Origin of the sequence: Campylobacter concisus, assembly GCF_002914195.1 — a bacterium.
Classification (GTDB): Bacteria; Campylobacterota; Campylobacteria; order Campylobacterales; family Campylobacteraceae; genus Campylobacter_A; species Campylobacter_A concisus_M.
In genome coordinates this window covers 58,678-79,868 of the sequence record NZ_PPAU01000011.1, presented here as the reverse complement: position 1 = coordinate 79,868, position 21,191 = coordinate 58,678, and the positions used below count along the sequence as shown (strand labels likewise).

The 21,191-nt window shown below is 35.3% G+C and carries 29 protein-coding genes; 23 read left to right on the top strand and 6 right to left on the bottom strand.

Annotation, left to right across the window (positions count from 1 at the left end; genetic code table 11):
* Position 1: 1 nt before the first annotated feature.
* The gene (locus tag CYP28_RS00540) at positions 2-295 is read left to right on the top strand and encodes a hypothetical protein (protein WP_084109745.1); all 294 of its coding nucleotides are present in this window, start codon (positions 2-4) and stop codon (positions 293-295) included.
* A gap of 1 nt (position 296) precedes the next feature.
* Here the strand turns inward: CYP28_RS00540 and ung are convergent, their stop codons facing one another.
* Positions 297-989 carry a uracil-DNA glycosylase gene (gene ung / locus CYP28_RS00535; protein ID WP_103592705.1) on the bottom strand — a complete coding sequence of 231 codons (693 nt, stop codon included), beginning with the start codon at positions 987-989 and terminating at the stop codon, positions 297-299.
* A gap of 65 nt (positions 990-1,054) precedes the next feature.
* Here ung and CYP28_RS00530 point away from each other — a divergent pair, with 65 nt between their 5' ends.
* From CYP28_RS00530 to infC, 3 genes are all read left to right on the top strand, one after another.
* The gene (locus CYP28_RS00530; protein WP_103592704.1) at positions 1,055-1,621 is read left to right on the top strand and encodes a YbaK/EbsC family protein; all 567 of its coding nucleotides are present in this window, start codon (positions 1,055-1,057) and stop codon (positions 1,619-1,621) included.
* Positions 1,622-1,971: 350 nt separating this feature from the next.
* Positions 1,972-3,792: a threonine--tRNA ligase gene (gene thrS / locus CYP28_RS00525; protein ID WP_103592703.1), complete on the top strand. Its 1,821-nt coding sequence runs from the start codon at positions 1,972-1,974 to the stop codon at positions 3,790-3,792.
* Positions 3,789-4,307, top strand: a complete 519-nt coding sequence (infC, locus tag CYP28_RS00520) for a translation initiation factor IF-3 (RefSeq protein WP_054195973.1) — start codon at positions 3,789-3,791, stop codon at positions 4,305-4,307. The genes thrS and infC overlap by 4 nt, the downstream gene beginning before the upstream one ends.
* 811 nt (positions 4,308-5,118) lie before the next feature.
* Here infC and gdhA read toward each other — a convergent pair.
* Both gdhA and CYP28_RS00510 read right to left on the bottom strand, forming a co-directional pair.
* Positions 5,119-6,477 carry an NADP-specific glutamate dehydrogenase gene (gene gdhA, locus CYP28_RS00515; RefSeq protein WP_054195974.1) on the bottom strand — a complete coding sequence of 453 codons (1,359 nt, stop codon included), beginning with the start codon at positions 6,475-6,477 and terminating at the stop codon, positions 5,119-5,121.
* A gap of 196 nt (positions 6,478-6,673) precedes the next feature.
* Positions 6,674-7,258 (bottom strand): SMI1/KNR4 family protein, encoded by a 585-nt coding sequence (locus CYP28_RS00510; RefSeq protein ID WP_054195975.1) that lies wholly within the window; start codon positions 7,256-7,258, stop codon positions 6,674-6,676.
* A gap of 330 nt (positions 7,259-7,588) precedes the next feature.
* Between CYP28_RS00510 and CYP28_RS00505 the strand changes: the two genes are divergently transcribed.
* From CYP28_RS00505 to CYP28_RS10525, 19 genes are all read left to right on the top strand, one after another.
* A complete protein-coding gene (locus CYP28_RS00505) occupies positions 7,589-8,545 on the top strand; it encodes a transposase (RefSeq protein ID WP_103592702.1) in 957 nt (318 codons plus the stop codon).
* A complete protein-coding gene (locus tag CYP28_RS00500; RefSeq protein ID WP_103592701.1) occupies positions 8,545-8,748 on the top strand; it encodes a MarR family transcriptional regulator in 204 nt (67 codons plus the stop codon). Before CYP28_RS00505 ends, CYP28_RS00500 begins: the two co-directional genes overlap by 1 nt.
* Entirely contained in the window at positions 8,721-9,176 is a 456-nt protein-coding gene (locus tag CYP28_RS00495) for a hypothetical protein (RefSeq protein WP_072594631.1), read from the top strand. The genes CYP28_RS00500 and CYP28_RS00495 overlap by 28 nt, the downstream gene beginning before the upstream one ends.
* A 262-nt stretch (positions 9,177-9,438) precedes the next feature.
* On the top strand, positions 9,439-10,692 hold the full coding sequence (locus CYP28_RS00490) for a hypothetical protein (protein ID WP_258034124.1): 1,254 nt from the start codon (positions 9,439-9,441) through the stop codon (positions 10,690-10,692).
* Positions 10,680-10,979 carry a hypothetical protein gene (locus tag CYP28_RS00485; protein ID WP_072594633.1) on the top strand — a complete coding sequence of 100 codons (300 nt, stop codon included), beginning with the start codon at positions 10,680-10,682 and terminating at the stop codon, positions 10,977-10,979. The genes CYP28_RS00490 and CYP28_RS00485 overlap by 13 nt, the downstream gene beginning before the upstream one ends.
* Positions 10,980-10,993: 14 nt before the next feature.
* Complete coding sequence (locus tag CYP28_RS00480; RefSeq protein ID WP_103592700.1) at positions 10,994-11,830, top strand: hypothetical protein; 837 nt, start codon at positions 10,994-10,996, stop codon at positions 11,828-11,830.
* A gap of 18 nt (positions 11,831-11,848) precedes the next feature.
* Positions 11,849-13,045, top strand: coding sequence for a hypothetical protein (locus tag CYP28_RS00475; protein WP_103592699.1), 1,197 nt, complete (start codon positions 11,849-11,851; stop codon positions 13,043-13,045).
* A complete protein-coding gene (locus CYP28_RS00470; protein WP_103592698.1) occupies positions 13,045-13,809 on the top strand; it encodes a hypothetical protein in 765 nt (254 codons plus the stop codon). The genes CYP28_RS00475 and CYP28_RS00470 overlap by 1 nt, the downstream gene beginning before the upstream one ends.
* Positions 13,799-13,996: a hypothetical protein gene (locus CYP28_RS00465; protein WP_072594637.1), complete on the top strand. Its 198-nt coding sequence runs from the start codon at positions 13,799-13,801 to the stop codon at positions 13,994-13,996. Before CYP28_RS00470 ends, CYP28_RS00465 begins: the two co-directional genes overlap by 11 nt.
* Entirely contained in the window at positions 13,996-14,805 is an 810-nt protein-coding gene (locus CYP28_RS00460; RefSeq protein ID WP_103592697.1) for a hypothetical protein, read from the top strand. Before CYP28_RS00465 ends, CYP28_RS00460 begins: the two co-directional genes overlap by 1 nt.
* Positions 14,768-15,127, top strand: coding sequence for a hypothetical protein (locus CYP28_RS00455; protein ID WP_180997937.1), 360 nt, complete (start codon positions 14,768-14,770; stop codon positions 15,125-15,127). The genes CYP28_RS00460 and CYP28_RS00455 overlap by 38 nt, the downstream gene beginning before the upstream one ends.
* 53 nt (positions 15,128-15,180) lie before the next feature.
* Entirely contained in the window at positions 15,181-15,573 is a 393-nt protein-coding gene (locus CYP28_RS00450; protein WP_072594640.1) for a hypothetical protein, read from the top strand.
* Positions 15,574-15,993: 420 nt separating this feature from the next.
* Positions 15,994-16,341, top strand: coding sequence for a hypothetical protein (locus tag CYP28_RS00445; protein WP_103592696.1), 348 nt, complete (start codon positions 15,994-15,996; stop codon positions 16,339-16,341).
* 10 nt (positions 16,342-16,351) lie between these two features.
* Complete coding sequence (locus tag CYP28_RS00440) at positions 16,352-16,687, top strand: hypothetical protein (RefSeq protein WP_087586098.1); 336 nt, start codon at positions 16,352-16,354, stop codon at positions 16,685-16,687.
* Positions 16,687-17,073, top strand: coding sequence for a hypothetical protein (locus CYP28_RS00435; protein ID WP_103592695.1), 387 nt, complete (start codon positions 16,687-16,689; stop codon positions 17,071-17,073). The genes CYP28_RS00440 and CYP28_RS00435 overlap by 1 nt, the downstream gene beginning before the upstream one ends.
* The gene (locus CYP28_RS00430; protein WP_103592694.1) at positions 17,054-17,311 is read left to right on the top strand and encodes a hypothetical protein; all 258 of its coding nucleotides are present in this window, start codon (positions 17,054-17,056) and stop codon (positions 17,309-17,311) included. The genes CYP28_RS00435 and CYP28_RS00430 overlap by 20 nt, the downstream gene beginning before the upstream one ends.
* Entirely contained in the window at positions 17,286-17,585 is a 300-nt protein-coding gene (locus tag CYP28_RS00425) for a hypothetical protein (RefSeq protein WP_103592693.1), read from the top strand. The genes CYP28_RS00430 and CYP28_RS00425 overlap by 26 nt, the downstream gene beginning before the upstream one ends.
* Before the next feature lies 1 nt (position 17,586).
* Positions 17,587-17,925 carry a M15 family metallopeptidase gene (locus tag CYP28_RS00420; protein ID WP_103592692.1) on the top strand — a complete coding sequence of 113 codons (339 nt, stop codon included), beginning with the start codon at positions 17,587-17,589 and terminating at the stop codon, positions 17,923-17,925.
* A gap of 373 nt (positions 17,926-18,298) precedes the next feature.
* Complete coding sequence (locus CYP28_RS10525) at positions 18,299-18,409, top strand: hypothetical protein (protein ID WP_234402295.1); 111 nt, start codon at positions 18,299-18,301, stop codon at positions 18,407-18,409.
* A gap of 228 nt (positions 18,410-18,637) precedes the next feature.
* On the opposite strand, the gene CYP28_RS00410 is transcribed toward CYP28_RS10525, so the two are convergent.
* The 3 genes from CYP28_RS00410 to CYP28_RS00400 all read right to left on the bottom strand — a co-directional run bounded on the left by CYP28_RS00410 (position 18,638) and on the right by CYP28_RS00400 (position 21,183).
* The gene (locus CYP28_RS00410; protein ID WP_054195976.1) at positions 18,638-20,077 is read right to left on the bottom strand and encodes an acetyl-CoA carboxylase subunit A; all 1,440 of its coding nucleotides are present in this window, start codon (positions 20,075-20,077) and stop codon (positions 18,638-18,640) included.
* A 116-nt stretch (positions 20,078-20,193) separates the two neighbouring features.
* Positions 20,194-20,739, bottom strand: coding sequence for a hypothetical protein (locus CYP28_RS00405; protein WP_054195977.1), 546 nt, complete (start codon positions 20,737-20,739; stop codon positions 20,194-20,196).
* A gap of 9 nt (positions 20,740-20,748) precedes the next feature.
* Positions 20,749-21,183 (bottom strand): CopD family protein, encoded by a 435-nt coding sequence (locus tag CYP28_RS00400; RefSeq protein WP_103592691.1) that lies wholly within the window; start codon positions 21,181-21,183, stop codon positions 20,749-20,751.
* Positions 21,184-21,191: the final 8 nt, after the last annotated feature.

The following is a 21,191-nucleotide window of genomic DNA, read 5'->3' as shown; positions in this document are numbered from 1 at the left end:
CATGAAAAAAATAGCTATTTTTGCCATTTTACTTGGCGTAAATTTAGTCCATGCAAACGATGTTTGCAATGAATATATCAAGCAAAGCAGGCTATATCTTGACGAGCTTTATGCCAAAGAGAGCAAACGACTCGCAAACGATGAAAAGGCGTTAAGACTTTTTGAGCTTAAATTTGATGAGTTTAAACAAAGACAAAGTGGCCAAGAAGCCATAATTTTGCAAAACAAAGATGAGAAATTTTGTAAAAGAAAGCTTGAAGAGACAAACAAACTTTTAAATGATCTAAAAAAATAGATCAAATTTTTACGTTTAGATCCCAGTCTATTGGCGTTTTACCGTGATTTGCTAGGTAGATATTTGCCTTTGAAAAGTGCTTGCAGCCAAAAAATGCTCCACGAGCCAGTGGGCTTGGATGTGCTGCCTCTAAGATGAGGTGCTTGCTAGCGTCTATTAGCGGTGCTTTTGCCTTGGCTGGGTTGCCCCAAAGCATAAAAACTACGTTTTGTAAATTTTCGCTTATCTTTTTTATGACGGCGTCTGTAAAGCCCTGCCAGCCAAAGCTAGCGTGAGAATTTGCCACTCCAGCGCTAACGCTTAAAGTTGAGTTTAGTAGTAGTACGCCTTGCTTTGCCCACTTTGTAAGATCGCCGCTATTTGGCTCTTTTATGCCAAGATCAGCGTAAATTTCTTTATAAATATTTACAAGACTTGGTGGGACTTTTACGCCACTAGGCACTGAAAAGCTTAGCCCCATGGCTTGATTTGCGCCATGGTATGGATCTTGGCCTAGGATGACGACTTTGACAGAGCGAAATGGCGTTAGGTTAAATGCATTAAATATAAGCGCACTTGGTGGATAGACGGTGCCAGTGCTCTTTGCTTTTAAGAAATTTTCTTTGATACGCGCGAAATTTTCACTCAAAAACTCATCTTTTAGCACTTCTTTCCAGCCTGGCTCGATCTTTATACCATCTAAATTTATCTGCATTTTCCTGCCTTTTGTAAGTTTTAGCAGTATAATTTTAACTAAAAATTTATCCAAAGGAAAGAGCTGTGTCTGAGCAAATTTTTAATAAGATCCACGATCTTCTTAGCAATAATGAAGCTAAATTTAAAGTTCTAAACCATGAGAGTGCGACCACTTCAGAAGAGGTAGCAAAACTTAGGGGAACAAAGATGAGCCAAGGCGCAAAGGCTCTAGTTTGCTCTATAAAAGGAGTAGATGAGGAAAAATTTAGGCAAATTTTTAAAGATGAAAATGTGCTAAATGATTATTTGCTAAGCGATGAAAAGCCAGCGATGAAGGCTGGTAAAACTTATATTTTGGCTATTTTGCCAGCCGATATGCAAGCAAATCTTGATAGCTTGACACAAAAATTTGACGGCAAAAGGGCAAGCCTAGCTAGTCCAGATGAAGTTTTGGCATTGACAGACTGTGTTTTTGGTTCAGTGCCGCCATTTAGCCTTCATAAAAATTTACACATTGTAGTTGATGAAAGGTTACTACAAAGAAACGATGAGATCGCATTTAATGCTGGACTACTTGATAGATCAATCATTTTAAATACAAAAGATTATACAAGGATAGTGCGACCAACGCTAATAAATTTTGCAGAATAAAAAAGTGCTAGGCTAACCACTTCCTAGCACTAAATATTGTCGGGAGAAAAATGAATTTAAATAATGCAAAGACGAGAAATTGCTAAATTCATTTCAAGAACAAATATTATCAGGCATAATCTTAAAATATAATAAATTATATAAATAAAAAGCTTTAAATTTAGGGATTTATATATTTAAATATAAATATATATATTTTATAAATAAATTTATAGATCAAAGCTTGTGGATTTAAAAAGAATTTATAAAAATTTGCTTAGTAAATATTAAGTTTAGCTTAAAGCCCATTTAGATAAAATCCTTAATCGTTCTTTTATCGTAAAAAAGACAATTTGATATAAGGAAAAACAATGAGCGATATCATCGCATACAAACTAAATGGCGAAATAGTCGATACTCAAAGTATCGCAGGGCGTGAGAGTAGTGCTGAGCCTGTCTATTTTGACAACTCAAAAGAAGCACTACACGTTATCAGACACTCCTGTGCGCATCTCATGGCACAAGCTATCAAATCACTCTATCCAAAGGCAAAATTCTTTGTCGGACCAAATGTAGAAGATGGGTTTTATTATGATTTTAGAGTTGATGATGAGGGCACGAAGCTAGGCGAGAGCGATCTAGCTGCGATCGAAGATAAGATGAAAGAGCTTGCTGAGAAGAAATTTGACATCGTCAAAACTTGCTCAACCAAAGCTAATATGAGTGAGAAATTTAAAAACGATGATCTTAAACAAGAGGTCTTAAAAAGAATTCCAGATGGCGAAGTGAGTAGCTATTCGCAAGGCGATTTTGAAGATCTTTGCCGTGGACCACACGTACCAAATACTAAATTTTTAAAATTTTTCAAACTAACACGCGTTGCCGGGGCTTATCTTGGAGGCGATGAGAGCCGTGAGATGCTAACTAGAATTTACGGCACAGCATATGCAGATAAAGAGAGCTTAAAAGAGCACATCCGTATCATCGAAGAGGCTAAAAAGCGTGACCATAGAAAGCTTGGTACCGAGATGAAACTATTTACTTTTGATGAAGAAGTGGGTGGCGGCTTGCCGATATGGTTACCAAATGGCGGACGCTTAAGATCAAAACTAGAGCAGCTCTTATACAAAGCTCACCGCGATCGCGGTTACGAGCCAGTGCGTGGTCCTGAGCTTTTAAAGGCTGACGTGTGGAGAAGAAGCGGCCACTACGCAAACTACAAAGAAAATATGTACTTTACAACGATCGATGAGACAGAGTATGGCATCAAGCCGATGAACTGCGTTGGTCACATCAAAGTTTATCAAAGTGACATCCGCTCTTACCGCGACTTACCGCTTAAATTTTTCGAGTACGGCGTCGTGCACCGTCATGAGAAAAGCGGCGTGCTTCACGGACTTTTCAGAGTTCGCGAATTTGCACAAGATGACTCACATATCTTTTGTATGCCAAGCCAGATAAAAGAAAATATCTTAGAAATTTTAAAATTTGCTGGCAAGATAATGGAAAATTTTGGCTTTCACTATGAGATGGAAATTTCAACCAAGCCGGCAAAAGCGATCGGTGGGGATGAAATTTGGGAAACTGCGACCAAAGCGCTAAAAGAAGCGCTTGACGAAAACGGCTTTAAATACGGAATCGACGAGGGCGGCGGCGCATTCTACGGTCCAAAAATCGACATCAAAATTACCGATGCGCTAAAGAGAAAGTGGCAGTGCGGCACGATCCAGGTTGATTTTAACTTGCCAGAGCGCTTTGATCTAGGCTACATCGACGCAAATAACGAAAGACAGCGCCCCGTAATGCTCCACAGAGCACTGCTTGGCAGTTTTGAGAGATTTATAGGAATTTTACTTGAGCACACTGCTGGTGAGCTACCATTTTTCATAGCTCCTACGCAAGTCGTCATCGTGCCTATTAGCGACGCGCATTTAGACTACGCAAAAGAAATTTCACGTGAGCTAAGAAAGATCAACGTCGATAGCGAGATCGCAAGTAAAAATGAGAGTTTAAATAAAAGAATAAGAACGGCTGAAAAACAAAGGGTGCCTATGATAGTCGTGCTAGGTGACAACGAAGTAGCGAACAAGAGCGTTGCGCTACGCGACAGACAGGCTAGGACGCAGAGCGATATGAGCTTGGCGGAATTTATAAATTTAACGAAGGAGAAACTTAGTGAGGTACATTTTTGAGTAAGGAAAATGAAGTATTGCTCAATGAGGACATAAGGGCGAGAGAGGTAAGATGTGTAGGGGATGATGGCACGGCATACGGTGTCATCTCAAGAGAAGAGGCTTTAGAGATCTCAAATAAGCTTGGGCTTGATCTAGTGCTTATAGCGCCAGACGCAAAGCCACCGGTTTGCAAGATAATGGACTATGGTAAATTCCGCTATCAGCAAGAGAAAAAGCAAAAAGAGGCCAAGAAAAAGCAAAAGACCATCGAGATAAAAGAGATAAAACTCTCTGTCAAGATCGCCCAAAACGATATAAATTATAAGGTTAAACACGCAAGCGAGTTTTTGCAAGATGGCAAACACGTTAAATTTCGTGTATTTTTAAAGGGGCGTGAGATGAGTACCCCAGAAGCTGGCGTAGCTATGCTTGAGAAGGTCTGGGAAATGATAAAAAATGAAGCTGATCGCGATAAAGAACCTATGATAGAAGGTCGTTATGTAAATATGCTTGTAACTCCAAAAAAGGGTTAAATTCTAACAAAGGGCAGGCTAGGGCTTGCTCTTTATTACATTAAATTTTTAATACAAAAACTCATAAATAACTATTTTCAAAGATCCTATCATTTTTATATGTGTTAAATTTACGCAAAGGCGTTTTCAGGGTTGATATATCTTATGGTTAAATTTGATAGGCAAAATTTGGATGTGGTTTAAATTTAGTAAATTTTGGTCTTTACTTGCTGGAAATTACCCGCTTTGTTATCGCTCGCATGGGCGTTGTGCTGAAAATAATCTAGGAAAATCGACTTTCTTGTGAGCTTACAAAATTTTAGTGCTTGCGTGAGTATTTTTAAGCTAAATTTTGCCTAATATCTAGCTAAATTTGGCAATGGGATATCGCTTTAATAATGCTTTTTACAAAAAGCTTTGACTACTCTTGGTTTTATGTGACGACCAAATTTGATGAGAAATTTGCTTGTTCATGGATTAAATGTAGCAAATTTTAATTTTTGCTTACTAGAATTTGCTCCATCCTCTTTCTGCCAACCATTACATAGACACTTTGCTGAAATTCGACTAGGCAAGAGCTCGCTTAAAAGAGTAAATTTGATAACTTTTTTCGAGTTGTAAATTAATGGTGCCTGTGCGAGAGTTATAAGCTAAATTTCGCCTAGCAGCTGTATAAATTTGCTAAAAAATTTGCTTGTTTATAGCTTAAATTTATAAATTTTTTTAATTATCCCTTGCCAAAAGAAAACTCGCTTCTAGCTAAAAAACCAAAGTGATTTACGTCCAAATTTAACTTGGACGTAAATTTATAGAGCCAAGAGCAAAATCAGTCCTACACATACCCCTGATCTATCATCGCATCGGCTACCTTGCGAAAGCCCGCGATATTTGAGCCGAGCACCAGATTTCCCTCGTCGCCAAACTCCTTGCTAGTTTCATAGCTTAGCTCAAAGATGTGATTCATGATGCCGTGCAACCTGCGATCAACCTCGTCAAAGCTCCACGAGCTCATGCCGGCGTTTTGCATCATCTCTAGGCCCGACGTGCCTACGCCGCCGGCGTTTGCCGCCTTTGCAGGAGCGAAGTAAAAATCCTTTTGCGCTAGCATAAAATTTATCGCATCAAGCGTGCTTGGCATATTTGCCCCCTCGGCTACGAAGCGACAGCCGTTAGTGTAGAGCGTCTTGATATCGGCTAGGTGAAGCTCGTTTTGCGTCGCGCACGGAAACGCTCCGTCGCATGGAACGTCCCAGACGCCGTTTCTGCCCTCTTTGTACTCGCTCACGCTTACGTATTTTGCGTTCGGTCTAAATTTAACGTATTCGCTAAGGCGCGCGCGTTTTACTTCTTTTAGCTCTTTAAGTACCGCTAGATCTATGCCCTCTGCGTCGTAAACGTATCCGTTTGAATCAGAAACCGTTATAGGCAGCGCGCCTACTTGATAGAGCTTTTCTACCGTGTAGATGGCGACGTTTCCGCTACCGCTTATGCTGCACTTTTTACCTTCTAGCCCAAGCCCAGCTTTTTGTAGCATATTTTGCGTAAAATAGACCAGCCCGTATCCGGTCGCCTCCGTGCGCGCTAGGCTACCGCCCCAGTTTAGGCCTTTGCCCGTTAGTATACCGTCAAATCTGCCCGTGAGCTTTTTATACTGCCCAAACATATAGCCTATCTCGCGCGCGCCCACGCCGATGTCGCCTGCCGGTACGTCTACAGTGTTGCCGATGTGGCGGTATAGCTCGCTCATAAACGCTTGGCAAAAGCGCATTATCTCGCCCTCGCTCTTGCCTTTTGGATCAAAGGTGCTGCCGCCTTTTGCGCCGCCGATATTTACGCCCGTGAGCGAGTTTTTAAAAATTTGCTCAAATCCTAGAAATTTTAGCACGCCAAGATCCACGCTAGGATGCAGTCTGATGCCACCTTTATAGGGGCCGACGGCTGAGTTAAACTGCACGCGGTAGCCGTTATTTACCTGCGGTCTGCCGTCGTCGCCCGTGTATGTGACGCGAAATATCACCGTGCGCTCAGGTATCACGATACGCTCTAAGATCGCGTGTTTTTGGTACTTGCTCTCTCTTTTTATAAGCGGCTCGAGGCTGTTTAAAACCTCGGTCGCAGCCTGGACAAAGACGCCTTGACCCGGATTGGTCTTTTTTATCCACTCCATCGTTTTTTCGATATACTCGCTCATTTTTGCTCCTTTTCCCTTTTTTTGTAGTTAAATATTAGCTCGGCTAGAAAAAATTTTTATTTAAAGATATTTTAATATTTTTATTTTGGGCAATGAGTGTTACATATTGAAACTAAATTTATAGAAAGTGGTTTTTGTTTCGATCGCTGGGATAAATTTATAAAAGAGAATTTAGGCTGAGTGGAGCCTAAATTTACTAAATTTGCGCCATCTCTTGCCAAAAATCAAGTGCTGTGTCGTCTGCTTGGACAAATTTTAGGATTTGCTCGGTTGATGGCAGTGTTTCTTCATTTAGCCTTGCTATATCGATGCTAGCAAGTGCTATGAAAAATTTCTCAAAGTCGTTTGCGACGCACCTGCTGCAAAGCTCCTCATCTCCAAAGAGCCATGCATAGACCGCGCCACTCGTGCAATCAAGCAAAAATATCCACGGATCACCCACGGCAAAGACTATTAAATTTAAAGGGCGAGCTTCACCTTGCCACCATTTGCCACCAAACTCATCTACGCTATTTAGTCGTACTATCTCGCTTGCATAGTCGCCTCTAGAGCCAAATTTGACATTGCAAATTTCAAAATTTCTAAGGTCAAATTTGCTTAAAAGCTTTATAAATTTAGCTGGGAAATTTACGCCAAGAGCTTCTTGTGCGTTTTTAAGTGCTTGTGTGGTAGCTTTAACATCATTTTGAAGCAAGAGCCTCATGCCAGTCATACCCTCTTGCTCTAGTGGCAAAAAAATTTGATCTAACTTTTGAGCGATTTCATCTAGCTTTAAAAACATATCAGTCCTTTAATTTGCTAAATTTTGGCAAATTTTATCAAATTTATTTCAGCGTGCTTTTAATTTTGGCTCATTTGTTACCAAATTTAGACCATGATCTTCATAAATTTGTATGATACTTCCATAAAATCAGAGAGAATTTACTTGTCTTGTTTCGTTTTTCTCTTTTGATTTTATAAAATTTCCATAAGCCCCTGCTTCATAAAAAAGTGTTTTACACTGTTCTTAAGATTTAGGGCTTATGGGTTAATGTTTCGATTAAAAATCTTAGTGCTTGACACTGAATACAAGAAAGAAACATAACCTAAATTTTATTCAGGAGTATCAAAAATGAAAAAAGCGTTTTTTTGTGGTGTTGATGTTTCTAAAGATAAAATCGACGTTTGTTTTTTAACTTCTATTATAAGTGAGAAAGCTAAATTTGAAACATTGCCTAATAACTATGAGCTTATCAAAGTTTATTTTGATAGTTTTAAAAATGATGAAATTTTAGTTGTTTTTGAAGCAACTTCAAATTATCATTTAGTACTTCAAAAGGCTTTATCTGATTTAAGTATTAGATATTGTGTTACAAACCCCTATAAATCATCTTTGTTTTTAAAGCATCTTAGCACTATAAAAACTGATACAAGCGATAGTTACGGCTTGGCTGTTTATGCTAGGACTTTTAAAAGTGAGATCGCACCTGATAAGTATAATGCCGAGTATTTAGAGATAAAAAGTTACAATTCAACCTTAAATTTGCTCCAAAAAATAAATACTCAACTTAAAAATTTTAAAAGTTCTCAAAAAACTTTAAATAATAAAGTAATTGATGATGTTATCGCAAATCTTATAAAAGAGATTGCAAAACTTCAAGCTATGCTTCAAAAACTAGCTTTTGATCTTGTTAAAAAAGCTATTCCAGAAACCGAAGAGATCATTAAAGAAAATAAAGGCTTTGGCATTGATCTCGCTTTAAATTTATTTCCACAATTACACTTTAATAGGGATAAATCTGAAAAACAATTTATAAGCTTTATTGGTCTTAGTCCTAGAATTTTTCAAAGTGGCTCAAGCGTTCATAAAAGCCAAAAGATAAATAAAATGGGTAATTCTAATATAAGGCGTATTCTTTTTATGACTGCCTTATGTGCAATTCGTTTTAACGCTAAATTTAAGTTACGCTATGAGCGTTTATTAGCTAACGGCAAAAAGAAGATGACTGCTATTGTTGCTGTTATGTGTGCGATAGTCCGCTATTTAAAAAGCTTATTCCCATTTAATCCAGAAATAAAGGCTATTTAATGAAAAAAATTCATTATAAGCTAATCTTTTCAGTTCTTGAAATCTTATCATCTAAAAATTCTTTAACAAGGGCTGATATATGCGATCATTTAAAGATTAGCAAAGCTTATCTTTCTCAAATTATTAGTAATAGATATTTAATAAAAAATCAAATTTTTCAAAAAAGGATAAAAAAATGGCAAAAAATGCAACAGCTCCATTAATGGACAGCACAAGCGAAAATCTTTATAGAGAAATTTATCAATCTCTCAACCAAAATTTAGATTGTTTCGAGCAAAAGATTAAAGTCTTAAAGACTAAAAAGATCGATGGTAAGCAAAAGCTAGATAAAGATAACAATCCCATTGTAAACGAGCTTGGAGAGTTTGAAAAGTGGGATGATAGCTATGTTCTGACTTTTGTCGCTTTAAATAGCGGTGGTGAGCATACCACAAGGATAACGCAAGAGCAATACCTTGATCTAAAAGATGACGAAGTTTATATCGCTAGTGGTAAGATCGAATATAGAATTTATAAGGACGCTTATAATTCAACTCCAGTTATTGTTTTTAATAAATTTGTCCCTGCAATTGATAGTTTTGTCACGGCAATGCTAAAACTTGAAGCACTTAAAAATGGCTCAAACGCTTGAAAAATAGGGGCTAAAACTTAGCCCCGTGCCTAGACTATCAGCAAGGTTAGGCGGGACAAGCTGGGTTTTGTTAAAGGTTTAAAAAATGATATATAAAGACGATAGATTTAAAATACTTCATCAAGGCATCGATACTTTAGTTATTGGCGTAAATTGTATTGATGAAAAATTTTTTAATACAACTTTTTCAAGCTTTATTCGCAAGATCGCTACACTAAAACAACAAGCACAAAATTTACGCACATTTGGCGAAAAGTATATTTTGGATGATTTAGGCTTTGATTACGGAAATTTTAAAGTATCAAGTAAAGGCTTAGGTCAATATTTTGGATATTTTTCAAACGATGATATATTTTGCACCATTTCAGATACTAAATTTAAGCCAAAAGGGCTATATCATTTAAAAATTCAATTTAGAAGCATATTTTTACTTAAATATGGACACGTTAGAGCCTATGAGCTTGTAAATAAATTTTTAAGTGATATATTTAAAGAGCATTTTAAAATAAGTGTTTTAAGGCTCGACCTTGCAACTGATGTAACTGGCATAAAATATACTCCACAAGATTTTTTACAATTTAGAAGTTTAAAAAGGGTTTCTAACTATTCAGATCAATATAAAAAAGATGACGATGATTTAATAATTGATGAAAATTCGCCAGTTTTTAATGATATAACTGAAATTAATGTTAATAATTTTATGCGTTTTACTCGCTTCGAAGGTGTAAGCTTCGGAAAAAATCCGCATATGTTTAGGGTTTATGACAAAATAAAACAAGTTCAAAGCAAAAATATTTCAACTCTAATTTTTACAAAATGGGAAATAAACGGCTTTAACCCCGCTGTTGATATGTTTGTATTTAGACATGAAGCGGAGTTTGGGCGATCTGCAATAAAAAGATTAATCCCTATTAATGAAAGTGATGAAATTGCTTATATTTTTAATCATTTGGGGGCTTTTTGGTCGCAAGGGCTTAGTATTTGTAAATGGTATGATCTAACTGATGATGAAATTAATCGTTTAACTGCTGGTACTATTCAAAGTGATAGTGCAAGAAAAATTTATCAAAGATGCGATTTTGATGATAATAGGCTTAAATTTTGGGATATGCTCTTGCCTTGGGGCGATGATAAATTTAAAGCTCTTACTATGCACGATCTTATTCAGTCAAAGGATATTAAAAAAGCAAAAATGGCTTTAAAAGCCTTTGTAAGTGCTGTTTATACTAATTTGGGTGTTAGTGGTGAGAATTTTTTATATGTTTTTACTGAAACACTTAAAGATCTTGAAAATGATGGCTTAACTCTTCACGAATACGGCTTATCAAAGCTTGCTGGCAATTTTTTAAAAAATGAAAAAACTATAAAAAATCAAAATTTAGATATAGATAATCCCCTTTTTGATGTTTTTAACGCTTCTTTAAATGATTTTTTTGTTGCCATTAGCAAAATAAGAAATGATGATTATATTCATCCTATAACGAATGCTTTAAAGGGGTTTCAATGCAAAAATTAAATGCTTATGGTCTTTTGGTGTGTGAATTATTAGATAGTGGCAAGGATGTTATTTGTATTGATATTAAATGTCCTATCGTTAAAAGGCTTTACGCCAAAAAACTTGGTTTTATTTGGGCTGATATTGTTATTGGTAGTAGAAAGGCTTTTTACTCGGCTCTTGATGAATTAAATATTCTTTTTATTCAAACAAATTTGAAAAAGCTATTAGATAGCAAAGGTTATTCTTTGCGAAATGGTCGTAAATATATTTTTGCTGTTAAACAGCCTAGATTAGATTTATTTTAAAAAAGGGTTATAAAATGTTAAATATTATTAAAAATTTAGGTGCTTTCTCTTTAAGTGATAGTGGTTCTTTAATAAATAGTCTTAGTCAGTATCAGCCTTGTAATTATTCTTTAGATGATATTAAAACTATTCATCGTTGTAATGCTAGTGATCCGATATATCTTAAAGACATTTATTCTAATCAAATTTTCGTTAAATTGTTTGATTTTTTGGTTTATGGTGGCGATGATGAATTTTTTATTTGTGATTGTATTTTAAATCCTTTAGATGTTTCTGATATACGTTTTGCTATCTCTGGTCTTTATGTTGAAATTGAAAAGAAAGATATACCAAAGGGACATAAGCTTCTCTCTTCTGATTTTAATCTAGCTAATATTTTTTCTTCTGCTATTCTTGATTTGCCATTTTCAACTATACAAAGTGATATTACTTTAGGAGCTTTTTCTAAAGGTCAAATCGTTCAAATTAAAGATTTTAGTTTGCCTTTTTATGTTTTAGGTTGCTCTTTATTGCAACTTGGTCTTAATAAATTTATTCTTTTTTATGATGTTTTTTGCCTTGATTATGAATTAGTAAAGCTTGGTGTTTTTAGTGTTCGCCGAATTTTTGTTCCAGCTGGATTAGTTAGACCATTTAAGTTTGATAAAACATTTTATAAGTATGTGATTGCTTTATATGCTTATATTTTTAAGAGTTCTACAGTTAATTCTCTTGATTTATCTGATGTTGTTAAACAAATTTTTGAATATTCTGGCGAAGAAGATTTATTTAGTTTATTTTTAAGATTACGTAATGAAGCTGTTGAAAAGCAAGCTAAATCCGAAAGTAGTGAGCCACCTATTTATTTATAAAGAAAGGGATTTTAAATAATGTATTCTGGTATTACTCAAGCTATTAGTAAAGTTGGCCAAGTTAATAGTGCTTTAAAAGCTGGTGGGGTTGCTGGTGCTATTGGTGCTGGTGCTAATTTTGATTTAAAAGATAATCCTGTTACTGATATAACTGCTCTTGGTATTTGGGGATTAAAAAATGTTTATAATAGTTTTTTTGATAAAAAAGAAAGTGTTGATGTTGATAAAAATATAAAAGAGCTTAGTGAATATTATGCTAAACAACGTGAAGCTAAAGCAATAGACGCACAAAAAGAAAAAGAAAAGCCTAAAGAAGATAATTTACCTAAGCCATCTGATAACGATAAGCCTAGTAGTGTTCCCTTAACTTTACTTGGTGTTTTAGATCAGCAAAATCATATATTAAAGCTTATGTCTTTAAATTTAGCTGTTTTAGGAGCTGTGAAAAATAACGCTTTTGATAAACAAGCTAGCGTTAAAAAAGACAATTTATATAATCAATCTCCAGAAATTCAAGGGCGTGTTACATTTGATAGAAAAACTGGATATTGGGTTGATCCTACTACTAAAACGCTTTATAATCCTTATACTGGCGATCGTATATATGATAATGCTTCGTCAAATACTGGCACTAATTCCGCTGTTTCTACTGGTGTAGATTTTAAAGAAGTGTTAAAATCTCAAGAAAAAATTAATAGTGAAATTTCTAAATATATCTCAACTATTGGCGAAAATCAAAAAGTATATAATCAAAATTTAGAAAAGCTTGTTATTAATTCAAAAGAGTATTCGCAAGCTATGAAAGATGGTTTGGCTGGTGTTAAACTCAAAGCCAGTGTTGCTGTCGATAATAATTTAAACGCTTCTTTAGCTATTAATAAGCCAGTTGAAATTACTTTGCCTAGTTCTTATGTCGATAATCAAAAAATACTTAGCGATAATTCAACTAAAACGCTTGAAATTTATAAAGAAAAAGCTGATTTTGATAAGACTTCGACTGCTGTAAAGGATCTCGACGGCAATACTATTGCTAACGCTTCGCCACGCGATATTGCTTTATCTCGTCAAGCTGTTCAGGCTCGTGTTTTAACTGATGAAAACAATTTTGAATTAGATAGTGATGCTTTAAATTTGTTTGATATACCTATCCCAAATTTTAAAGATCTGTTTGATACTGAATTACCTAGTAAAACTTTACTTAAGGATTTAAAATAATGGCTGATAAACGTTCTGAAGCTGGAAGAATTTTAAAGCTTGGCATTGATGAAATGTTTGAAGACTTGACTTATAGCGTTGCTTACGATCAAGTTTTATCTAAATTAAAAAATAGTGGTATGGATGACGGTATTTTAAAAGATGCAATAAATAGTGGTGTCACTATTATGTTTAGCGCGGCTTTAGTAAAATATATTCAACTTCAAGAAAATGTTGTAAATAAAATTATGAGTATTGTTTATGCTGGTGTTGTGGCTTTACTATCTCCTTTAGGTAGATATGCCAAAAACAAGCTTAGTAATATAAAAGGCGTTAAACTTAATAGAATGCTTGGTTTTTTAACTGGTAATTTTTCTGATCGTATTGGTGTTGCCAAAGTTTTTGTGGAGTGTGGTAACCAAATTATAAATACTAATAATTCTAATAGTTCAGCACTTCAAAATGTCAATACTGTTATTAATCAACGCCAGCATATTTTAGAAACTAAAAATCAAGAATTTAACTATGCAAAAGCAAAGGTTGATAATATAAATCAAACACTGCTTTTTAAGCTTTTTAGCTCTCGCTTTACTCCGCAAGATAAAGAAATTCTTAGGCGTATAACTGGCAGTGATAAGATTGATATTGACGCTTTAAATCATGTTGCTGATTTTATGTTTGTTACTGATGATGCTGGTAACGTTTTGGGGCTTAGCGAGATGTTTATTACTATGATGAATGGACTAGGATATTTTAACGGAAAGGTTAAGAAAAATGGCTCTTGATTGTGAAAAAGCTTTTGAAGAAGAAATGAAGAAATTTGATAGTATTGGTGCTTGTCTTGCTCGTATTGAAAAAATATTAACTGACAACTTAAAAGATAAAAAAGATGATAAAAGTGGTTTAGCATCTTTGGATGAAACAAATCGTCTTTTAAAAATTCTTTGCCGTGATCTTGTAGGTAAAGAATAATGGTTTCTTTGTTGTGTGGTTGCTGTAATAAGAAAAAAGACTTTACTTTTTATATTGAGAGAGTATTATTTTTTCGTTCTAATACTGAAAATTTAAATGCTAGTATTGACGAAAAATATGATAAAAAAGATGCTCTCTTTGATTGCGGTTTTTCTGGTAATAGTTGCATTCGTGATAAGCGTATTTCTTCTCTTTTTGGTCTTGGCTTTTATTTTTCTGCTTATACTAATTCTAGCATTAAAAAGGCTAATGTCCCTTTGCATATGCATTATAATAGCGATGATGCTGACGATTATGAATATAGGGTAGGCACTGATTTTTTAACTCCATCTGGTAAGATTAATATTATGGATTTGCCTAGCTCTTCTGAAATTTCTTCTTATTTTGATAGTAATTTATTCTTTTCTTTTAGTGATCGATCTGATTATTTTTATTTTTGTGTTCCTGCATCTTTTAATTATGCAAAATATACCAGCCGTCTATCTTTTTCGGATTTTTCTTGTTATTCGTCTTCTAGCCCCTTTTTTAGAAGTGATCTTCGTCTTGGTCTTTTGGATTGTGACTATACTGGTATTCATACTGAAGCTTTTAATCTTTTCTCTATTTTTTCTAGTTTTGTGAATAAATCTTTTGTTTATGAATTTTCTGATTTTATTAATATATTTGAAAGTTCTCTCTCTTCTTTTTATTCTCAATTTTATAGCGATGTAACTAACTTTAATTTACAACACCGCTATTTATCAGTTTATCGATTTTCAAAAAAGGAGTATTATGCCTATCTACAAAATTACACAACAGCAAGGCAATAGGGTTATCACTTCAACACTTGAAGCTAAAAGTGTTTCCGATCTAATTGCTTTTTTAGATGCTGTTTCTACTGCTGAGATTAAGTATATTTATAAAGTCGAGTTCGAAACTCAAAAAACTAATTTTCCATTTGATGACTTCAATTACAATAAGCAATTTAAAGCTTTTGTATCTAATAAAAATCGTATGTGCAAGCAAATTTTAATTCATAATGTAAAAAAGACTAAAAACGAAGCTGAAATATCTGCTTTAATTAAAACACATTTAGAAGTAGGCGGACTTGCTGTAAAGGGTGTTTCTTGTTCGCTTTTTATGGATAAGTAAAAATTTAATAATTTGTCTTTATAATTATTTCTTTATATAAAAAGGAGTTGCTTATGATTAGAAAAATTGTTGCTTTTTGTTTGTTTTTTAATATTTCTTTCGGATCTAATTATTTTGATAATTTAAAAGAGTCTTTTATTAATATGTCAGATGTTGAAGCATCTGAATTTATTTGTAAAAATTATCCTTATGTTGTTATGGCTTCTGGTCGTTCTTATCTTAAGGGGTCTATTTGTTATGTCGATTATTCTCTTTATGATGATAAAAAATTGGCTGAAGCTGAAAACGTTTTAAATTATAAATTTTGTAATTATGATGAGTTAAAAGCGTTCTTACACTCTAAAGGCTCTTTAGAAGTTAAATTTTATGGATCAAATAAAAATTTACTCAAAACTATCCGCTATAATAAAGTTTCACGTATCCCTTGTTCTTTGATAAAATTTTAAATTTTTTTTTCTGTGTTCTTCTTGATAGATATTGTCCCCCCTCCCAAACACGGCGCCCCACCGCTCTGCGGTGTGTGCCGTGTTTTCTTTTTCTGCCCTTTTAGTTTATTCTTTTTTTTATTATCTTGTTTTCTTTCTCGATCTTTTTTCTTCTATAGTTGTTTTTTGTTTGCGTTGTGGCGATAGTTTCTGCGATTGCTCAAATATCTTAAAACTTATAATTGTGTCTTTTTACTAGCTATCGCCACGCAAACACTACGCGGACGAAAAACGCGAAAGCGTTTTGAGCGTGCTGAAGCGTCCTTAATTTAATCTTAATTATTTAACTTTCTCTTTTTTGCTTAATATTCTCTTGTTTAAAACGTTTTAACAAAAACAAGCAAATTTAAAAAAGTCGAATGACAAAAGAAAGGATAAAAAATGTTAAGACAATCAATAGACGGACTTTATGCAAAAAGTCTTACTTTTTCTAGTGGTAGTGATGAAGATGCTTTACTTCCGCTTTTAGCTGGTAAAGTTGAAAGTTATTCAGTCTTTGGCGATGGTGGCACTGCTTTAGCTTCAACACCTGATCCACTCAATCGTAAAAATGTGATCGTTGGTGCCAAAACTGCGACTGGTAGAATTTCTACTATGGTAACTATCCCGCACGTTAAACAAAGTTATATGTTTCAAAATTTTCTTTCTGATTTTACTGGCAAATTAGATGCAAATTATGATACTGCTGTTAAATGCGATTATGTAACTTTGAAATTTGATAGACTTTAAGGAGTAAGAGATGTCTAAATGTTTAGTTAAAAATACAATAAATAATAGAACTTATGGCTTTGCTTTGCCGTGCGGTGGTGCTGAAGCTAAAGCATTTTGTGATAATGCTCTTGAAGGAACTTATGTAATACTTTCTCGTGCTAGTGAGCAAGGTAATTCAAGCGAAGCAAGCGTTATTGAATATACTATTACTGGTAAAAATGCGGCTGGCAATAAAACCACTTTCAGTTTTTATACTAAGCCTAGTATCGATGAAGACCAGATCAAAACCGCTTTAGCTGGTAAAAAATTTAATGGCGTTAAGTTTGATGAAATTTACGTTATTAGCGCTAGAAAAGTAAAATAGTGTTTTCAATGTTAAATTTAAGCTTCCTATTTAATAGGGGGCTATTTATCCACGCTTTTGTTTATCTTGTTTTATTCCTTTATATCTCTATTTTAAAAGATGATATTAAAGATCTTACCACTGAAACCATTACATTAAAAACTAATTTAGCAATCGAAAAACAAAATACCGAAAACGCTTTTTTAATTATTGATAATCAAAATTTAAAAATTGAGCAATTAAAAATAGATAGTGAAAAAATATCTAAAGAAAACAATATTTTAAATCAAAAATTACAAAAACGTTTTAGCACTATCGAAACACCTAAAACGGATGATTGCTTAAGTAAGCTAAAATTTTACGATACTTTACTTTTAGAGTTTAGCAATGGTAACTATTCCAAATAAACTATTTTTCTTTTTCTTACTATCTTATCTTGTTTTGTTTGTTGGTTGCTCTGCAAAATCTTCACAAGGTGCTATTCAAAAAGCTTATATGCCTATAGAATGTAATGTAACAATTCCAGATAAGCCTATTTTTGATCCATTAAATCCAGAAAGTTTAAAAGATTTAATTATTTACTGCATACGAATAGAAGATTTATTAAAAGGCTGTGTAAATGGACAATTTAAACAAGGACGATAATTATTTAATTTTAGTTCTTTTTGTTGGGTTTATAGCGTCGATTTTAAATCTTGAAACTAAAGATTTTTCTAAAATCAAATATAAAATTTTCTCTTATTTGCTTAGTTTTTTAAGTTCTATGTTTTTATGTTGGATTAGTTATGAAATATTTTTTTTCTTTCTAAACAATATTAGAGTTTCGGTTGCTCTTGCTGGTTTCGTAACTTGGCGTGGCACTGATTGGATATATTCAAAAATTGATAAAGCCTTAGATAAAAGGATAGAAAAGGATTAACATGACACTTGGCGAGCATCAAGAAGCTTTTATGAAAGATGTTGAAAAACTTTTAAATTATCTTCATTCTAACGGATACTCTATAAGGGGTGGCGAATTAGAAAGGACACAAACTCAGCAAGAAATTTATTATAATAGTGGCAAGAGTAAAACTATGAATTCAAATCATTTAAAACGCTGTGCTATTGATTTACATATTTTTCGAAATGGTAAATGGCTGCAAACTAAAGAAGAATTACAAAATATTGGTAATTACTGGGAGAGCCTAAATAGTTCTAATCGTTGGGGCGGTAATTTTAAAAGCTTTATTGATATTCCCCATTTTGAAAGAAATTTTTAAAATCTCTTGACTTCTATCTTAAAATCTTAAGAAGCTGGCAGAGATAACTAAGAAAACTAGCAATCACTAAATGTGAGATGTTACAAAGGGTTAATGATGAGGTAAATTGGCTTGGTAAAGTCGCGTAGCCCATAAAAGAGATTTATGACGATGCTAAAACATACGAATTTGAGGGCTTTTGCGTGTGCATGAGCTCGCCATTTATGATGGAGTGCAAAGAAATTTTGGGTGGTGCAGCGATCAATAATGAAGCAAAAGATGAAAATTTAAACGCGAGTGTGCCGCCTAAAGAGCATAGTACAAGAATAGGCAAAACTATCTGGTGGCTAAAGCTTGGCACATATCTCTACACGCCAGTTTACCTGCGTAAGGGGTGCTTTACTTTGGCACCGCTGCCAATAACGGACATCTCTATGCTGTTGAGGCAAAAAGTGGCGAAGTGATATTTAAATTTAAAACAAGTGGTGCGGAGCATTTTCCTTAAGTCGATGGTTAAATTCTACTCGCAAACCGCAAAAATAAGCCAGTTTTGATAAGCGCCAAAGATGGCTTGCTTTTAAAAGAGATAGAGTTTGAGAAATTTAGACTTAGCGCGGATCAGATCATGCCAGTAGACTCTACGCTATGGTAAATGATAAAGCCAAGACGCATACAGTTTGCGTGGAAATTTAGCCTTGACGAAATTTATCGCCAAAGCCGCAATGAGACAAATTCACCTCTTCTTCTTATATCTTTTTATAGCCTCTACGATGACCTCTTCTAGGTCGTCGTTTGGCTCTTTATTCATATCGTCATAGGTGTTTTCAAGGATAGTTTTTAAGTTTTTCTCAACGTAGCTAGTATCGAAAAATCCCCTTCTAAACTCCTTGCTTTTGCTGATCGTTAGTAAAAATGGGATGATCGTTCGCACGCCTTCAATGGTAAATTCTTCAAGAGCTCTTTCAAGCTTATTTACCGCCAGATCGTAGTCGGTCGCCTTTACGATCAGCTTTGCGATTAGCGAGTCATAAAATGGCGGTATGGTGTAGTCCTTATAGACGTGGCTATCGACGCGTACAGATGGGCCAAGAGCTGGGTAGTAGCCCTCGATCGTGCCTGGTGCTGGGATGAAATTCTCCCAGACATTTTCAGCCGTGATCCTTGCTTCTATCGCGTAGCCGCGCGGTTTGATGTCGCTTTGCTCGATCTCTAAAATTTCACCAGCTGCGATCCTTATCTGCCTAACGACTAGGTCGTGGCCTGTGATCTCTTCGGTGATGCCGTGCTCCACTTGGATACGGGTATTCATCTCCATGAAGTAAAAGTTGTTGTAGTCATCTAGCAAAAACTCGATCGTTCCTACGTTTGAGTAGCCCACAGCCTTTGCAGCAGCCACCGCAGTCACGCCCATGATCTTTCTTAAATTTTCACTGATCGATGGGCAAGGTGCGATCTCAATAATCTTTTGGTGGCGCCTTTGGATAGAGCAGTCACGCTCGCAAAGGTGGATGATATTGCCGTAGTTATCGCCTAAAATTTGAAACTCGATGTGACGAGGATTTACGACAAGCTTCTCCATAAAAACTTCATCGTTGTTAAAGTAGGTCTTTGCCTCTCTGGTGCACGATTCAAAGGCATCTTGCATATCTTCTTCTTGCCAAACTTCTCTGATGCCACGGCCACCACCACCACCGCTTGCTTTTAAGATGACTGGATAGCCGATGCGTCTAGCGTGCTCTTTTATGGCATCCATGCTCTCGTCATTTAGCTTTTCTGTGCCTGGAACGATTGGTATGCCGTTTCTCTTCATCAGGTATCTTGCGATATTTTTATCACCCATTTTTCTGATCACTTCAGCCTTTGGACCGATAAAGATAAGCCCAGCATCCTCGACCGCCTTTGCAAATTCGTAGTTTTCGCTTAAAAAGCCGTATCCTGGGTGTATCGCGTCAGCTCCGCACTCTTTAGCAAGCTTTACGATGGCTTTGGCGTCAAGATAGCCCTTAATCGGATCTTCGCCCACTTGATAGGCCTCATCAGCGATCCTTACATGCAAGCACTCGCTATCTGGCGCTGTGTAAATTCCTACGCTTTGAATGTGTAAATCCCTACAAGCTCTGACTATCCTAACTGCGATCTCACCACGATTTGCGATAAGAATTTTATGTATCATAGGCTATCCTTTTTGAGTTTTGCTTATCATATAACTATTCGTTTTATTTTTAGATAAATTTATTAAGTCTGGTTTTAAAATTTGAGTGCAAAGGCTAAATTTACACTCAAATTTTTCTATCTATTGATGATTTGTGGAAAAGGTGTGGCTAGGGCTTTTTTGCTAAAATCTTGCGACTCGATCGTGAAATTTGCAGCAAATCTTTGAATGCCCTCTTTTTTATAAGCACGCCTTTGGATGGTAAAAAGGACTAAATTTCTACTTTGCTTGGTGTAGCGATATATCGAGTGCTCAGCTGTTGGCACGCCATTTAGGTTTGAAAATATTGTGATATCAAGATAAATTTCATTTACTAGCGAACCCTTTTTATAAGCTACTTTTAGTCCTTTTGCTTTTAGCTCTTTTAGATCATTTATCTTTTGCTCGACTGCTTGCTCTGGCGTAGCGTCAAATTTAAGCGTATTTAGCGAGAGCATGTAGCTAAAACTCTCTAGCTTTTCGCCAGGGAGCAAATACTCCTGTGTGAATAAATTTGGCACAGGCTTGGCTGAATATGCCAATGAGTAGAGTCTGTTGTCAAATTTTATCTGCACCGGCTCAAAGTACTGAGTCGCTGCAAGTAAGAGCGCTGGTAAAGCGATAAATGCTAAAAATTTCTTCATCAAATTCCCTTAAAATGGATTTACTATCATGACCCAGATAATGATAAGCATCGCGATAGTTGGCACTTCATTGTAGGCTCTAAAGAAGATGCCGCTTTTGTTACAGCGTTTCTCTTTGAGCTGCTTCATGTAGCGCCCAAGGTCTAGGTGATAGATAGCCATCAAGATGACAACTAAAATTTTGACATGGATATGACCAGTTTTTATAAGATCAGGCATAGTCATAAGTATCAAAATGCCAGTAAAAAATGAGCCAATGAGTGCGACCCAGCCGATGTAGTGATACATCTTGTACTCCATCACTTCGACCACTTTTACAAAGTCTGGCTTGTCCATGTTTTCTACGTGATAAACGTAGAGCCTTGGCTGATAAAACAGCACTGCCATCCACGAGATGAAAAACAAATAGTGGAGGTATTTTAAGTAAAGATAATATTCTGCCATAACGTCTC